The organism is Pseudomonas sp. NPDC090201, assembly GCF_044746825.1.
Taxonomy (GTDB): domain Bacteria; phylum Pseudomonadota; class Gammaproteobacteria; order Pseudomonadales; family Pseudomonadaceae; genus Aquipseudomonas; species Aquipseudomonas putida_AD.
In genome coordinates this window covers 1-15107 of sequence record NZ_JBIVCX010000004.1, presented here as the reverse complement: position 1 = coordinate 15107, position 15107 = coordinate 1, and the positions used below count along the sequence as shown (strand labels likewise).

Genomic DNA, 15107 nt, shown 5'->3' with positions numbered 1-15107 from the left:
CTATTGCCCTTTGGTGCGGCTGCTGTCTTGCGAGCCTTCACCGCCTGAGGTCTTGCTGCCGAAGCCCGAATTGCCGCCGCTACCGGCTTCGCCACCGGAGCCTGGGAGGGCAGTGCCCTTGGTGGCCTGGCCGTTGGTGCCTTCGGGGCTGGATGATTTATCCGTCGAGGTGGATTTGCCGCTCGACGTCGATGCCGAGTTGCTCATGCCGCTGGAGGTGCTGCCTGGCGTGGTTTCAGCCATTACCGGCATTGCCAGTACACAGGTCAGGCCAGTCATGGCCATCAAGCAGGTCAGTTTCTTGTTCATTGGAATGACGCCTCATCGTTGGAAAAAACGGAGCAGGGCGATGGCGTCTTCGCCGATCGCAATATCCTTGTGACTGGCCGGCGCAGCGGAAAGGTTTGAAAAAATGCCGAATCTGCGATGAACGGTTGCAGCACTTCATGAATGAATGGAATGAGCCCGCGACTATTTATCGTTTGTCTTGCCCGGCAGCCCTCGCTTGAATGGACGCACTTTCACCAGGAACTGCGACAGGCCATGAATCAGGACTGCATCAGCCAATCGATCAACATCGTCCACCCCGTGGAACTGACCCATGGCCGCAACGCGCAGGTCTGGGATACCCACGGCAAGCGCTACATCGACTTCATTGCCGGTATCGGCGTGCTCAACCTGGGCCACTGCAACACCGCTGTGGTCGAGGCGATTCGCGAGCAGGCCGGGCGCATGGTCCACGCCGCGTTCAATGCCGTGCCCCACGATCAATACGGCGCGTACATGCGCGCCCTGGCGGGGTTCATTCCGGTCAGCTACCCGGTGTCCGGCATGCTCACCAACAGCGGCGCGGAAGCGGCGGAAAACGCCCTGAAGATCATTCGCGCCGCCACCGGCCGCGGCGCTGTCGTGGCCTTTGACGGTGGCTTTCATGGCCGCACCCTGGCGACCCTGAACCTCAACGGCAAGGTCGCGCCGTACAAACAGAAGGTCGGCAGCCTGCCGGGGCCGGTGTTTCACCTGCCATATCCAAGCGTCGACACTGGCGTCACCGCCGAGCAAGGGCTCAAGGCGCTGGAGCGGCTGATCAGCGTGGAGATCGATGTCGAGGAAATCGGTGCGATCTTCGTCGAGTCGGTGCAGGGTGAAGGTGGTTTCCTTGCCCTGGATGCCGGGTTTGCCAAATCCCTGCGCGGGTTCTGTGATCGCCACGGCATCGTGCTGGTCATCGACGAGGTGCAGTCCGGGTTTGGTCGCACCGGCGAGCGCTTCGGTTTCACCCGTCTGGGGATCGAGCCCGACCTGCTGTTGCTCGGCAAGAGCATGGCCGGCGGCGTGCCGCTGGGTGCGGTGGTCGGTCGCCGGGAGCTGCTGGACACCTTGCCCAAGGGCGGGCTGGGCGGCACCTATTCCGGCAACCCGCTGGCCTGCGCTGCAGGGCTGGCAACGCTTGCGCAGATGACCGATGAAAACCTCTCGCGCTGGGGCGAGGAGCAAGGGCAGGCGATCGCCCGCTATCATGCTCGCTGGAAAGAACGCTTCCCCTGTGTCGGGCGCCTGAGCGGCGTGGGCGCGATGCGCGGGCTGGAGCTGGTCAACCCTGACGGCAGCCCGGCGCCGCAGCACCTTTCGGCGATTCTGGCCAGCGCCCGTGAAGCCGGGCTGTTGCTGATGCCCAGCGGCAAGGCGCGGCATATCATCCGCCTGCTGCCGCCGTTGACCACCGAACCGGCCATTCTGGAAGAAGGCCTGAATATCCTGGAACAATGCCTGGCTCAACTGGCCTGAGCGGAGACCGTCCAATGAGCAATTTCGTTTCCCCTGATCGCATTCGCGCCGATTTTTCCCGGGCCATGAGCGCCATGTACCAGCAGGAGGTGCCTCTTTACGGGGACCTGATGCAACTGGTCGCCGACACCAACGCCCGCACGCTCCAGGCACAGCCTTCGCTGGCCCAGGCCTTGACCCACACCGGAGAAATCGAGCGCCTGGACCTTGAGCGACACGGCGCGATCCGCGTCGGCACCGCAGAAGAACTGGCGACCCTGGGCCGGCTGTTCGCGGTCATGGGCATGTTGCCGGTGGGCTATTACGACCTGACGCCAGCGGGCGTGCCCGTGCACTCCACCGCTTTTCGTGCGGTGGAGGAGGCGGCGTTGCGCGCCAGCCCGTTTCGCGTATTCACCTCGCTGCTGCGCCTGGAGCTGATCGAAGACACGCAGCTTCGCGCCTTCGCCGAGCGCACCCTGGCGGCGCGACAGATCTTCACCCCGCGGGTCATCGAGTTGATCGAACAGGCCGAGGGCGAAGGTGGCCTGAGCGAGGCGGCTGCCAGCGAGTTCGTGACCCAGGCGCTGGAAACCTTCCGCTGGCACGGGCAGGCCACGGTGAGCCTGGCCGATTATCAGCGTCTGGATGGTGCCCACCGCCTGATCGCCGACGTGGTGGCGTTCAAGGGCCCGCACATCAACCACCTGACGCCGCGCACCCTGGACATCGACAAGGTTCAGGCCGACATGCCGTCCCGTGGCATCACGCCCAAGGCCGTGATCGAAGGTCCGCCACGACGCCAGTGCCCGATCCTGCTGCGCCAGACCAGCTTCAAGGCGCTCAACGAAGCCATCGATTTCGTCGGTGCTCAGGGCGTGGAGCAGGGCAGTCACTCGGCGCGCTTTGGCGAGATTGAACAGCGCGGTGTGGCGCTGACGCCCGAGGGCAGGGCACTGTACGACTCCTTGCTGGGCCAGGCGCGGGAGGCGCTGGGGGGCTTCCCTTCAGAAGCCAACGCGCTGCGCTACAGCGAATTGCTGGCCGACGTCTTCAAGGCGTTCCCCGACGATTACGACACCCTGCGTCGCGAGCGACTGGCGTTCTTCCGCTACCGTGCCGTCGAGCCTACGGGCGCCGGGGACGAGGCGTCTGCCGATGTGGATGCGCTGCTGGCCAGCGGGCGTCTGGCCTGTGAGCCGCTGGTGTACGAGGACTTTTTGCCGGTCAGTGCCGCCGGGATCTTCCAGTCCAATCTGGGTGACAACGCCCAGGCTCAGTACGCGCAGGTGTCCAACCGTGACGCTTTCGAGCAGGCGCTGGGGCGTGAAACCCTGGATGAGCTGCAGATCTACGCGCGCACCCAGCAGGCCTCGCTGGACAACGCCCTCAAGGCGCTGGGCGTGCCCGGCCACGCTGCAGCGGTCTGACTCAAGGCCATTGTCGGTGCTTCATTGCACCGACAGGCCCTGGGCGATGGCGCTGGCTGTGTCGATATGGCACAGCCGGCCCTGATGGTCGAACAGCACCCATTCATTGCCCACGCAGCGCAGTTGCGCATGGTGCAGCGGCCAGTGCAGAACTGCGCACAGGCGGTCACTGCTGCGGTGAATGAAGTGCCAGCGGGCGTCATCCTCGCCGACCCCGTAGCAGACCACCAGCCACTGCTCGAACGGGTAGACGTGCAGCGGGTCGACCGACTCTTCAAGCAGGCCGGGCAAGCGATAGCCCTTGCTCGCGCCATTTTCGTGGACCATCAGCACCGGGTCGCTGTCGGCGGCGTACTTGATCCAGTATTCAGTGGTGCGGCCAGCGGCATTGAACACCTGGGCGCTGTGGGCCTGATGCCTGGCAGGCGTAGGCTCTCGGCTGAGCAGGCGGCGGTCGGGCAGGCGGTAGTGCCAGATCAGGCTCTCTTGCCCGGTGTGCAGCAAGGCTGACTCGTTGCGCTCGTCATCGCGGATGTAGGCCACTTTCCCCGGCAGGTCGCTGACGTGCCAGAGGGTTTCGAACTTGCGGTCCACGTCCACCACGCGCAACTGTTCGCCTCGGCCCACCGTCCAGGCGGTGCCGTCGAAGGTTCTGGCGAAGGCGTCGAGCATCAGCACCCCCATGTCGCTGGCGCTGCGATTGACCAGGTCCAGTTTGCAGATGCGCCAGACATCGCCGCGCCGGGCCAGCGCCAGTGCAACCTGACGGCTCTGGCCCTGGACGATGACCTGGGTCGGCACCGGGAAGTGAAAGAGCGTCTTGCCTCTGGCGTCGACCACCAGTGCGCCAGCCTCGCCCAGCGCCAGCAGGAAGCGTCCGTCGGGCAGCGGCACCGCGTCAGAGATGCTGCGGTTGCCCGGCTCCGGCGCGGTGAAGTTCAATGGCTGGCTTGCCCGTTCGAGGCCCTGGCTGGCGAGTCTGTTGCGCGGCAGGGCGTTGCCGGGCAGGTCGGCCTGCAGCAGTTTGTCCTTGCTCATCTTCACCAGCGCTTGCAGCTGGTTCTGGCTGAGATACGCCTGCGGCCCGGCCTGATCGCAGAGCATGGCCCGCACGGTCGCGGCGGCGAGCCAGGCCAGCGCCGGGCTGTGGGTCTTGTGGGCCAGCAGCGCCTGGGCCAGGGTGGCGCGATCGGTGATGCGCTCGGGGTCGTTGCGCAGCTTGTCGACGAAGGCTTCGTAGCGGGTGAGGGTGTCGGGAAGCAGGATGGCCCGCTTGACCAGCGCGCTAATGGCCAGGCTGCCGCCAGCGGATTCGGCGGCGAGCAGCCATTGCGCGGCGCGCTCGCGTTCGGCCGCAAGGCTCCAGATCACGTCCACCGCCTGCAGCCACAGGCCTTTGTCGATCAGCGCCAGCGCCCATTCCAGGCGCAGGCGTGCAGCGGCGTCAGGCCACTTCTTCTCGAGCAGGATCACTGCGTCGCAGAACGCATTGTCCCGCCGCGTCACCTGCAATGCCCGTTGCCAGTCCCCGGCCAGGCACAGCAGGCGCACGATGGTCGAGGACGGCATGTCCCAGGCCAGCGCCAGTTCGGCGGCCTGCTGCTGACGCTGGTGTTTTTCCAGGTAGTCGAGTGCTTCCTGTCGGGCCCTGAGCAGTTCGGCCAGGACGAACACCGCTTCTTCGATGCGCCCCTCGCGGTCCAGCCGCTCGAAAGAGGCCCGGTAGATCTTCTTCAGATGGTCTTCCAGATCGGCTTCGAACAGCATGTTCGAACGTGGCCCCGACTGCTGCGAAAGGGTCAGGTCGTTGCGCCGGGTGGGCGTGCCGAATGCCTGGCCGCCATCAGGATCGCCGCTGCCCAGCGGGATGGCGTGGCGCAGTGCTTCTTGCAAATCGCCATTCTCGAACATCTCCAGCATGCGCTGCATATACGCCGCCTGACGCTTGCCGTACAGCGCCGACAGCCGCGAGTTCCGGGTCAGGCGCGTCAGCCAGCGCCGCCACCTGGCCGGACCACGCGGCTTGCCCGATGCCCTCGCCGTAATGCCCGCTTGTACAGGCCGGGCGGCGGGTGCAGCGTTGCCTTTGGCGGTCGCTTTGACGGCGGCGGTGCCTGCCTCGCCGCGGCGCATCCAGGCGCGCACCGCAATCAGCGCCAGGGTCAGGAGCAGCGACCCTGCGATTGTCCAGAACACCGCGCTGCCCAGATCGAATGTCGATGGGTCTGCCGCACGCGCAGGCTTGACCGCCCTGGCCGCAGAACCCGCCGGGCTCACTTGGGAATTGTTGTAAGTGTGCAGCCCGTAGAGCCCGAAACCCACGGCCACGGCGACGTAACCGGCCATGCTGTCTTTGATCAGGCCGGCGTTTTGCGGAGCATTCACCGGATTGGGCGTGGGTTTGGCAGCAGGTTTGCTGTTTGCCGTCGCCGTGCGCTGGCGCTCGAGCAGCGCTCGCATCACCGCCTCCCGCTCGGGGCTGACCGGGGCGAGGGCATCGCCGAGGATTTCGCGGATGTCGGTCTGCACGGCCAGTGGCTCGGTTTCGGCTTCGGGGAGCACGTCGCGGCAGTCATAGGTGTCGAGCAGGGCGTACTGGCTGACGTCGATCCACTGGCCCGGTGTCAGGGTCGTGGCATCGCGCAGGTGCAGGGCGTTGACCTGGGTGCCGCGCACCAGCCAGATATCGGCGTGGGCCAGGCGCTGGATTTCTTCATCCCTCAGCCGTGCCGAGCAGAGCGTGCGGCCCTGGCGGATCAGCGGCCAGCCGGCAAGGCCCTCGCACAGCCTCGAACTGGCCTTGGGAAAGCGCAGCAGGTCGCCCTCGGCAAAGCGAAAGGCCCGGGCGCCGGTCTGCCAGTGGGCGAGGATCAGGCGAGCCCGTTCCTGCTCGCTGAAGCGCTCGGCGGGAAACCACAGTGCTTCGATCTGCTGGTAGCCGGTCAGCGCCGGACGGCGAATGGTGACTGCGTCAGGTCCGGACATGGGCGTTGTCCTCCGCATCCGCTTGTGTCTGATTGCACATGATCTGCAACACCCGGTGGTCAGTGCGCACCGAATACACCACCAGTTCCCTGGCCTTGGTCAGCGCGGCAATGAGCCCGCTCATCGGGCAGAAGCTGATGCGTACGATGGTGTCGTTGGTGGTGAACAGCACGTGTTGCTCGCCGCGCTGGTACAGCGAGACAGTGCGCTGGATGGGGCCGGTCAGGACCATGGAAAACACCCCTTCGTCGTCGATCAGCAGCCCCAGGCCTTTCCAGCCGGGGGCGAGGTCAAGCTGTTCGGTCTGCCCGTCCGGCGACACCAGTTGCCACTGTTGCTGATCCTCGACCTGGCGCATCCAGGCGCAGCCGGCAAAGGCCTGCTCCCAGCGAGAACTGGCCGGGAACAGTACCTGATCGACCTGTCTGGCCGTACCGACCACATGGCCCTGGCTCTGGGTGAGCCAGGGATTGATCCGGTGCACGTAGAGCCTGCCGGCATCCAGGCGCAGATAGGCCAGCATGCTGCGGTCGACCTGGGCCATGCCCACCACCTTATCGGCCATGGAGTGGGTGATACCGGGCTGGTGCGGGGTGGGCAGCTTGCCGTTGTCGATCACCCAGAACGCCAGATGGCCCTGGTTGTCGAGCAGGAACACTCGGCCATAGGTGCCGTTGTGCAACCAGATCACCGGCAGCAGCGCAGCGGTGCCCACAGGCGCCTGCAGTTGCTCGCGGCCTGGCCTTGGAACGTGCTTGACCCCGGCCATGTTCCAGAACACCAGTTGTTCATCCATGCTCAGGATCGCCCCGGGCATGCGCCCCGGGAAGGTAATGGCCAGCGGCGTGCCCCGTGCGCTCCAGTGAGTCTGGCGCACGTCGAGGGGTTTTTTCTGCCGTGGTGCCGGCAGCTTGATGACCACCAGACCCGGCTCGTCGAGCATTTTCAGGGCGACATGGCTGCCGTTGTTGGCAATGATCGGTGCCAGCGTCAACGCGACCCGAGGAATGTGCGCCTTGATCGCTGTGCGGGCGATCTGCCGGGCGATGTCGAACTCGCCTTTGATCAGTTGTAGCGCCATGCGCGGCTCGGGGTTGGGCAGGGCGACTTCCCGCGCCGTGCCGCCTTGCACCGCGAAGGTCAGGCTATGGCCGTCGAGGCTGCGCTGGATGTGCACCCGGTGGGTACAGGTGCTGGCATCGGTGGCGGGCAGGCGCTGGCCGACGAGCCAGCGTTCGCCGCTGTCGTACGCCTGTTCCGCGAGCCAGTCGCGCCAGGCGTGCCAGTGTTCATCGCTGACGGTGTGGTAGGTGCGGGCGTCGAGCAATTGCTTGAGGTGCGCCGCGTCCTTGAACTCATGCAGGTGCGGCCTGTTCTGCAGGACGCCCCAGCGCAATTCTGCACCGGCTTCGCGGGCACGGCGGGCAAGCAGGATCAGCAATGCCAGGTGCACCAGCCTCGGTCCGCCCAGTTGCAGGGGGCCTGCATCGAACAGCACGACGATCATCCGATTGGCCTGATGGGTGCGGTATTGCGGCGCCAGAAACAGATGCTCGCCCACCGCCGCCCGACGCAGGAATTCATCGGGCAATTCCTCGGCCAGCAACCACTCGCTGGTCAGGAGGCGCTCATAGGGGCCACGACGCTGCAGGTCGCCCAGGCCGTCGGGTTCGGGCACGCCGCCCTGGTGCATGCCGCGCAACGGGCCGAGCAGCGGATTGAGGCGGGCGAAGAGGTCCGCCAGCAGGGGCAGTTGTCCGGGGGTGAACCATTGCAGCCATTCGCGCCAGGGGTGCAGGGATTGCGGTAATTGCATCAGCGACCTGCCCACCCGTCATGAATGCGTTGCAGATGCCGGGCCGTGACAGGCAGGCATCGGTCCAGCGGCAGCACCACGGCGGGTGCATGCCACAGCAGAAGCGGCGCGCGGGCGAATCGGTCGAGCAGCGCCTGGCCAATCAGATCCAGTGGCACATCGGGTTCCCAACTGGTGGGCAGCCACAGGCCGGGCGCGGCGGGCTCGGCGCAGGCGTACTCGACGCCCTCGACCCACGGCAGGTCAACGGCATCTGCGGTGACGATCAGCACATCGTGGTTGGCGGTGGCTTGCAGGCGCGCGGTCTGTTCCTCGGGCATGCGCAGCAGCCTTGCGTGCAGGCGTGCGCAGGCTTCGCCCCAGGCCACCGCCGCCTGGGGTTGGCCGGGCTCGCGCCGCGCCCGCCAGTTCCAGTCGATGGCAGGGGCGCTGGCCATGTTCGTCATGCCTGGGCCGTCAGCAGGTGGGCCACGCGACCTCGGGCCTCGTGCAGGCGCGCAGGGATGGTCTGGCTGTTGAAATTGGCATCGATCTCCCGCAGCAGCGCTTCGAGCAACGGGCTGGCCGGCGGTTCGCTGCGGCTCAGGTAATCCTCGGCGGTTTGAAGCAGACGATGCAGGCGCGCCATGGGTTGCAGCGTCGCTTCCTCCACGGCGCTGAACAGGTGGCTGTTGCTGCATTGGGCGAACAGGTCCTGCAACACCTCACGGCCGTGCTGCTGGATCTCCCGGGTCGGCAGCACGTAGAGCAGCGGCCAGAGGTCGGCTTCGGTGGCCAGGCGCTGCCCGCGCAACAGCGCTGCGGCGGCGATCAGGCGCTGAGACTTGACGATGCGCCGGTCCGACAGCTGAATGCCGGCCTCGCGCAACCGGCGAATGGCCTGGGCCAGCGCCGGGCGGACCTGGGCCAGATCGACGTCCTTGAGCGCCTGGCCCAGGGTGTCCAGTTGGGTCAGGCCGAGCAACTGTGGCACCGGACGCTGCTCCGACTGCCAGCCGCCGGCGAGCATCGCTTCGAGCTGGTTGTCGGGCACGGCATCGACGAACAGGTGCAGCAGGAAGCGGTCACCGAAGGCCGCCAGCGACTCGTCGTCGGGCAGGCCGTTCGCCGCGCCGACACAGACCCGCAACGGGCACTGCACCTGGGTGTGGCCGCGGCGGAAACGCCGTTCGTTGAGAACGCCCAGCAGGGTGTTGAGGATGGCGGTGGAACCCAGGAAAACCTCGTCCAGAAACACGATGTCGGCTTCGGGCAGCATGCCGCTGATGTCGGTTTCCACGGTGCCTTCGCGCAGTTTTTTCAGATCCACCGTGCCGAACAGCTCCGAAGGCTCGGTGAAGCGCCCCAGCAGGTACTCGAAATAACGCCCGCCCATGGACTGCGCAACCCGGCGCACCACGGCGCTCTTGGCGGTGCCGGGCGGGCCGACCACCAGGATGTGCTCCTGGGCGACGGCCGCCAGCACGATCAACTCGGCCAGTTGTTCACGGCCAACCAGGCCCTCGGTGGCGGCGCGGACGGCATGGCGGATCTGGGTGGCTGCGAGGTCGAGCGAAGCGGACATGGGGGCATCTTCCCTGATTCTTGAAGGGGGCTATCTTGCCTGAAGGCGAGGGCGAACTGGCAAATTCATCGGCACGCAAGGCCCAATCTTGAGCCTTGCGCGCGGTCAATCGCGGCTCAACTGCGCCTGCAGCCAGTGGCTGAAGCTGCGCGCCATGGGATCGTTCTCGCTGTCGCGATGGGTCAGCATGGCCCAGTTCGGTCCGCGAATGGTGCCCTCCACCAGCGGCTGCAACAGCCCCTTGGCGCGGGCATCCTGGCCGAGCAACTGGCTGACCAGTGCGATGCCCAGCCCGCTGCAGGCGGCGTCCAGCAACAGGCCCGGATCGGAAAAATTCAGCCCCTGATCCTGCTGCCCGACATCGACGCCGGCCTCCACCGCCCAGTGATTCCAGTCCATCTCCCGCTCGCCGTGCAGCGTGGTGCGCAGTGCCGGCGCCACTGAGAACAGGTCTGGGTGGCACGCCGGATACAGCCGGTCGGCGTACAGCACCTTGAAGCTGCATTCGGCCTGAGAGCTGATGTCGTCGCGCACGGCGATATCGATGGTCTGGGTCGCCATGTCCGGCACTTCATCGGTAGTGAACAGCCACAGGTCGATCCGCGGATGCTCACGCCGGAACTCCCCAAGGCGAGGCAACAGCCAGTGTCGGGCGAAGGCCGGGGTGGTGTTGAGCACCAACTGGTTGGGCTTCTGATACTGGCCCAGACGGCGGATACCCACCGCAAGCTGTTGCAGCATGGCCTGGGTGGTGCTGAGCAGGTCGTGGCCGGCGTCGGTCAGGTTGACGCTGCGCCCGCTGCGGTAGAACAGCGGCTGTTCGAGATACGCCTCAAGGCTGCGAATCTGCTGGCTGATTGCGGATTGAGTGAGGTTCAGCTCGTCGGCCGCCTTGTGAAAACTGCCCAGTCGGGCGGCCGCTTCAAAGCCTCGAAGCGAGCTGAGTGGTGGCCAGTGTTTAAGCATGATCGATAAGCTCCCCTAATCAGTTTTCGGCAAAATCCATCGTTTGTCCGCCTGTTTTGCCGCACGTAGCATGGAATCCAACGCCAGCACGGCTGTTGCCATTGAACACAATGGCTTAACTCTAAGGGCTTTTTCCATGCAGCAGAACAACAAAAACAGCAGCGGCTGGCGCATGCCCGCCGAATGGGTGAACCACGCAGCGACCTGGATGGTGTGGCCGCACAATCAGGCGCTGTGGGAGTCGGGTTGGCGCGTGACCCTGCCACAGGTGCAGGAAGATTTCGCCGGAGTGGCCAACGCCATCGCCCGCTTCGAGCCGGTCAAGATGGTGGTCGACCCGAGCGCCGTTGCCAGCGCCGAACGCCTGTGCGGACCGAACATCGAGCTGATCCCGCTGGCGGTCAACGACAGTTGGTGCCGCGACTCCGGCCCCAGTTTCGTCTGCCACCCTGAACAGGGGCTGGCCGGGGTGAGCTGGCGTTTCAACGCCTGGGGCGGCAAATCGGTCCACGACCTGGACGAAGGCTTGGCGCGCCGCGTGCTCAACCTGCTGGGCGGACAGTGCTTTGGCACGCCGCTGGCCAATGAGGGCGGGGCGATTCATGTGGACGGCGAGGGCACGCTGATCACCACCGAATCGGTGCTGCTCAACCCCAATCGCAACCCCGGCGTGACCAAGGCCGACTTTGAGGAAGTGTTCAGCCGCCTGCTCGGCGTGACCAAGACCATCTGGCTGCCGGGCGATCCGGATTACGTCACCGGCGACATGACTGACGGCCACGTCGATGGCGTCTGCGCCTTTGCCCGCCCCGGTGTGCTGCTGGTCGATGCCACCCGCGACCAGAACTCGGTGTACGCCAAGGTGGCGCGGGAAAATCGCCGGGCGCTGGAGCTGGCCACTGATGCCCGAGGCCGCCGCTTCGAGCTGATCGAACTGTTCGAAGCCAGCGAGGCGGTGGACCCGGAGGCCGACGTGTTCTGCGCGTCGTACACCAATTTCTACATCTGTAACGGTGCGATCATCATGCCGGCTTACGGGATCGAGGCAGACCAGGTCGCGGCGCAGACCCTGGCCTACGCCTTCCCCGGTCGCGAAGTGGTGCCGGTGCGCATCAACCATCTGGCCCACGGCGGCGGCGGGGTGCATTGCATCACCCAGCAGCAGCCTGCCTGGCCGGTGGAGCCCTGAGCCATGACCGTGATCAACGTCGCCACCACGCAAATGCCGTGCACCTGGGATCTGCCGAAGAACCTCGACCGCGCCGAACACCTGGTGCGTGAAGCCGCCGCTCAGGGCGCCCAGGTGATTCTGCTGCAGGAGCTGTTCGCCACGCCGTATTTCTGCATCGAGCAAGACCACCGGCACCTGGCGCTGGCTCAGGAGTACGGCAACAGCGCCATCCTCAAGCGTTTCGCCGACCTTGCCCGGGAGCTGGGCGTGGTGCTGCCCTTGAGCTGGTTCGAGAAGGCTGGCAATGCCTACTTCAACTCACTGAGCGTGGCCGACGCCGACGGCCGCCTGCTGGGTGTGTATCGCAAGACCCATATTCCCAATGCCATCGGCTATCAAGAGAAGGAATATTTCAGCCCCGGCGATACCGGTTTCCGGGTCTGGGACACCGCCTTCGCGCGCCTTGGCCTGGGCATCTGCTGGGATCAGTGGTTCCCCGAAACGGCGCGCTGCCTGGCGTTGATGGGCGCCGAAGTGCTGCTGTTTCCCACCGCCATCGGCTCCGAGCCCGGCTGCGCCACCCTGGATTCCCGCGACCATTGGCAGATGACCATGCGCGGCCACGCTGCGGCCAATCTGCTGCCGGTGATGGCGTCCAATCGCGTGGGCTGTGAAGTGGCGGCCAGCGATGCGGACCTGCAAATGCGCTTCTACGGCTCCTCGTTCATCTGCGATCACAAGGGCAAGCTGCTCGCCGAAGCAGACCGCGAGAGCTGCGGCGTTACGTTGCAGCGCCTGGACCTAGGGGCCATGGAACAGGAGCGCCTGACCTGGGGCATCTTCCGCGACCGTCGCCCGGAGATGTACGGAGCGCTGTTGAGCCAGGACGGTCGTCGCCTTCATTCACGCTGGAACGGGCAAGGAGTCTGATATGCGCATCGCTAGCCGATATTTGCTTGGCGCACTGGCTCTGGCCTGCGCAATCCCCGCCGCTCAGGCCGAGGAGAAAATCCTGCGGCTGTACAACTGGGCCGACTATTTTGCCGAAGCCACGCTCACCCGTTTCACCACTGAGACCGGCATCCGGGTGATCTACGACGTGATGGACGGCAGCGAAACCCTGGAGGCCAAGCTGCTGGCCGGCGGCAGTGGTTATGACCTGATCTTTCCCGGCGACACCGTGGCCGAGCGCTTGATGCGCGCCGGCAGCCTGCAGCCGCTGGATCAGGGCAAGATCACCGCGCTGGGCGACATCGAGCCCGGTTTGCAGGCGCTGCACAACCATTACGAGCATTCGAGCCAGGCCACGGTGCCCTACACCTGGGGCACCATCGGCCTGACCTACAACGCCGAGCAGATCAAACAGCGCATGAGCGATGCGCCGGTCAACAGCCTGGACATGTTGTTCAAGCCGGAACTGGCGGCGAAATTCGCCGATTGCGGGATCTCGATGATCGATTCCCCCGACGAAGTGCTGGCCGTGGTGCTCAACTACCTGGGCCGCGATCCACGCAGCGGCAAGCGCGAAGACCTCGCCGCCGCCAGTGACCTGCTGCGCAAGCTGCGGCCCTACATTCGCAAGTTCCAGTCGCAGCCTGTGACCGATCTGGTCAACGGCAACCTGTGCCTGTCGCTGGGCTACAGCGGCGACATGACCCAGGCCCAGCGCACCTCGGACAGCGCCGGCAAGACCACGCGCTTCCAGTACCGCATCCCCAAGGAGGGCACCACGGTGTGGATGGACACCATGGCCATTCCCGTGGACGCCCGGCATCCGGACTACGCCTACGCTTTCATCAACTTCGTGATGCGCCCGGAGAACATGGCCGCCATCAGCAATTTCACTGGCTACCCGACCTCCAACGCCAAGGCGCGCCCGATGGTCGATGCCTCCATGCGCGACAACCCGGACATCTATCTTGATGAAGCCACTTATAAACGCCTGATCCCGGGCAAAGACATTCCCCAGGCCGACATGCGGGCGCGCATGCGCACCTGGACCCAATTCAAAACCGCAACTGCAAAGTGATTCAGGAAGCTATTCATGCCGACCCGTCGAGAATTCATCAAACAGGTATCAGTCGCTGCCAGCGTGGGCGCCGCCGTCATGGGGCTGGGCCTGTCACCGGCCAGGCTCCTGGCCGCGGGGCAGGGCCGTTGGTTCATGCCCGACGAAGGCGAAAAACACGAACGGGCCTTCATCGCCTTTGGTGCGCAGGAGGCGATCTGGGAGGACTTCACTGAAGATGTGCAGGCGGCGCTGGGACGTATTGCCCGTGCCATCGCCCGTTTCGAACCGGTCACGGTGTTCTGCCGCGAAAGCGAGCGCAGCCTGGCAGAAGACCACTGCGGCAGCGCCAACGTCACCTACGTGACCGCCGCACTGGATGACATCTGGATGCGGGATATCAGCGCCAACTTCGTGGTCGACGATAACGGCGCGCTGGGCGCGGTGGATTTCAACTTCAACGGCTGGGGCGACAAACAGCAGCACGGCAAGGATGCGAAGATCGCTCGGCGGGTCGCCAGTGAGGCCCAGGCCAGCTATCAGCGCAGCGAGCTGGTGGGCGAGGGTGGCGGTATCGAGGTCGATGGCCACGGCACCGGGATCATGACTGAAAGCAGTTGGATCAACAGCAACCGTAACCCTGACTGGAGCAAGGCCGACGTCGAGAAGGAGTTGAAGCAGCGGCTGGGGCTGCGCAAGATCATCTGGCTGCCGGGGATCAAGGGCAAGGACATCACTGATGCTCATGTGGACTTTTATGCGCGCTTCATCAGTCCCGGGGTGGTGCTTGCCAACCTGGACACAGACCCCGAGTCCTATGATCACAAGGTCACCCTGGCGCACCTTGAGATTCTCAAGGCCGCCACCGACGCCGACGGCCGTCCGCTGCAGGTGCACACCGTGTCGCCGCCGCTCAATCCGCGCAAGAGCAAGTTCAACAAGGGCAATGGGGATTTTGCGGCGGGGTACATCAATTACTTCGTTATCAACGGCGCAGTGATCGCTCCCGAATTTGGCGACAAGGCGGCGGACAAGAAAGCCTATGACCTGCTGACCCGGCTCTACCCGAATCGCGAAGTGGTGCAGCTCAACATCGACGCCATTGCCGCCGGTGGCGGCGGGATACATTGCGTGACCAGTCATCAACCGGGCTAGTAGCCCATGCCCGAGACGGGCATAGACCCGTTGCAGTTCGCTTCGCCGATGGGGGCGCGCAGTTGAATCTGTGGGAGCGTGGCTTGCCCGCGAAGGCATCAGCCCAGGCGCTACAAGGTCGCCTGGCCTGATGCCTTCGCGGGCAAGCCCGCTTGTATGGTAGGACTCGAAGGGGTGGGTGGGACCAAAAGCCAGCTTCTGACTGTTAGCCGCAGTACAGACCGTGGGAGAAATCGTCCCCACCC

The 15107-nt window shown here is 65.3% G+C and carries 12 protein-coding genes; 6 read left to right on the top strand and 6 right to left on the bottom strand.

Translation table 11 applies throughout. The features are described from left to right. Window positions 1–309, bottom strand: a complete 309-nt coding sequence (locus ACIPOO_RS14100) for a hypothetical protein (RefSeq protein WP_274130361.1) — start codon at window positions 307–309, stop codon at window positions 1–3. 234 nt (window positions 310–543) lie between these two features. Between ACIPOO_RS14100 and ACIPOO_RS14095 the strand changes: the two genes are divergently transcribed. Both ACIPOO_RS14095 and ACIPOO_RS14090 read left to right on the top strand, forming a co-directional pair. Next, window positions 544–1788 (top strand): aspartate aminotransferase family protein, encoded by a 1245-nt coding sequence (locus tag ACIPOO_RS14095; protein WP_400607821.1) that lies wholly within the window; start codon window positions 544–546, stop codon window positions 1786–1788. Between the two features lie 14 nt (window positions 1789–1802). After that, window positions 1803–3197, top strand: coding sequence for a VOC family protein (locus ACIPOO_RS14090; RefSeq protein WP_400607819.1), 1395 nt, complete (start codon window positions 1803–1805; stop codon window positions 3195–3197). A gap of 21 nt (window positions 3198–3218) precedes the next feature. Here ACIPOO_RS14090 and ACIPOO_RS14085 read toward each other — a convergent pair whose 3' ends face one another. The 5 genes from ACIPOO_RS14085 to ACIPOO_RS14065 form a co-directional block, all read right to left on the bottom strand. After that, window positions 3219–6182: a bpX6 domain-containing protein gene (locus tag ACIPOO_RS14085; RefSeq protein WP_400607816.1), complete on the bottom strand. Its 2964-nt coding sequence runs from the start codon at window positions 6180–6182 to the stop codon at window positions 3219–3221. Next, the gene (locus ACIPOO_RS14080; RefSeq protein ID WP_400607814.1) at window positions 6169–7998 is read right to left on the bottom strand and encodes a hypothetical protein; all 1830 of its coding nucleotides are present in this window, start codon (window positions 7996–7998) and stop codon (window positions 6169–6171) included. Before ACIPOO_RS14080 ends, ACIPOO_RS14085 begins: the two co-directional genes overlap by 14 nt. After that, window positions 7998–8435, bottom strand: coding sequence for a hypothetical protein (locus tag ACIPOO_RS14075; RefSeq protein WP_400607812.1), 438 nt, complete (start codon window positions 8433–8435; stop codon window positions 7998–8000). Before ACIPOO_RS14075 ends, ACIPOO_RS14080 begins: the two co-directional genes overlap by 1 nt. Before the next feature lie 5 nt (window positions 8436–8440). After that, the gene (locus ACIPOO_RS14070) at window positions 8441–9562 is read right to left on the bottom strand and encodes an AAA family ATPase (protein WP_400607810.1); all 1122 of its coding nucleotides are present in this window, start codon (window positions 9560–9562) and stop codon (window positions 8441–8443) included. Window positions 9563–9667: 105 nt separating this feature from the next. Next, the gene (locus ACIPOO_RS14065; RefSeq protein ID WP_400607808.1) at window positions 9668–10528 is read right to left on the bottom strand and encodes a LysR substrate-binding domain-containing protein; all 861 of its coding nucleotides are present in this window, start codon (window positions 10526–10528) and stop codon (window positions 9668–9670) included. A 136-nt stretch (window positions 10529–10664) separates the two neighbouring features. Here ACIPOO_RS14065 and ACIPOO_RS14060 point away from each other — a divergent pair, with 136 nt between their 5' ends. From ACIPOO_RS14060 to ACIPOO_RS14045, 4 genes are read left to right on the top strand one after another with little or no spacing between them, the layout of a single operon-like run. After that, complete coding sequence (locus tag ACIPOO_RS14060; protein ID WP_400607805.1) at window positions 10665–11717, top strand: agmatine/peptidylarginine deiminase; 1053 nt, start codon at window positions 10665–10667, stop codon at window positions 11715–11717. A gap of 3 nt (window positions 11718–11720) precedes the next feature. Next, window positions 11721–12629 carry an N-carbamoylputrescine amidase gene (gene aguB / locus ACIPOO_RS14055; protein WP_400607803.1) on the top strand — a complete coding sequence of 303 codons (909 nt, stop codon included), beginning with the start codon at window positions 11721–11723 and terminating at the stop codon, window positions 12627–12629. Window position 12630: 1 nt separating this feature from the next. Next, window positions 12631–13728, top strand: a complete 1098-nt coding sequence (locus tag ACIPOO_RS14050) for an extracellular solute-binding protein (protein ID WP_400607801.1) — start codon at window positions 12631–12633, stop codon at window positions 13726–13728. A 15-nt stretch (window positions 13729–13743) separates the two neighbouring features. Next, complete coding sequence (locus ACIPOO_RS14045) at window positions 13744–14862, top strand: agmatine/peptidylarginine deiminase (RefSeq protein ID WP_400607798.1); 1119 nt, start codon at window positions 13744–13746, stop codon at window positions 14860–14862. The last annotated feature ends 245 nt before the right edge of the window (window positions 14863–15107 follow it).

Excerpts from the sequence above, each read along its gene's own strand:
- aguB (WP_400607803.1), top strand. The coding sequence starts at position 11,721 with ATGACCGTGATCAACGTCGCCACCACGCAAATGCCGTGCACCTGGGAT.
- ACIPOO_RS14085 (WP_400607816.1), bottom strand. The coding sequence starts at position 6,182 with ATGTCCGGACCTGACGCAGTCACCATTCGCCGTCCGGCGCTGACCGGC.
- ACIPOO_RS14065 (WP_400607808.1), bottom strand. The coding sequence starts at position 10,528 with ATGCTTAAACACTGGCCACCACTCAGCTCGCTTCGAGGCTTTGAAGCG.
- ACIPOO_RS14070 (WP_400607810.1), bottom strand. The coding sequence starts at position 9,562 with ATGTCCGCTTCGCTCGACCTCGCAGCCACCCAGATCCGCCATGCCGTC.
- ACIPOO_RS14080 (WP_400607814.1), bottom strand. The coding sequence starts at position 7,998 with ATGCAATTACCGCAATCCCTGCACCCCTGGCGCGAATGGCTGCAATGG.
- ACIPOO_RS14045 (WP_400607798.1), top strand. The coding sequence starts at position 13,744 with ATGCCGACCCGTCGAGAATTCATCAAACAGGTATCAGTCGCTGCCAGC.
- ACIPOO_RS14060 (WP_400607805.1), top strand. The coding sequence starts at position 10,665 with ATGCAGCAGAACAACAAAAACAGCAGCGGCTGGCGCATGCCCGCCGAA.
- ACIPOO_RS14075 (WP_400607812.1), bottom strand. The coding sequence starts at position 8,435 with ATGGCCAGCGCCCCTGCCATCGACTGGAACTGGCGGGCGCGGCGCGAG.
- ACIPOO_RS14100 (WP_274130361.1), bottom strand. The coding sequence starts at position 309 with ATGAACAAGAAACTGACCTGCTTGATGGCCATGACTGGCCTGACCTGT.
- ACIPOO_RS14050 (WP_400607801.1), top strand. The coding sequence starts at position 12,631 with ATGCGCATCGCTAGCCGATATTTGCTTGGCGCACTGGCTCTGGCCTGC.
- ACIPOO_RS14090 (WP_400607819.1), top strand. The coding sequence starts at position 1,803 with ATGAGCAATTTCGTTTCCCCTGATCGCATTCGCGCCGATTTTTCCCGG.
- ACIPOO_RS14095 (WP_400607821.1), top strand. The coding sequence starts at position 544 with ATGAATCAGGACTGCATCAGCCAATCGATCAACATCGTCCACCCCGTG.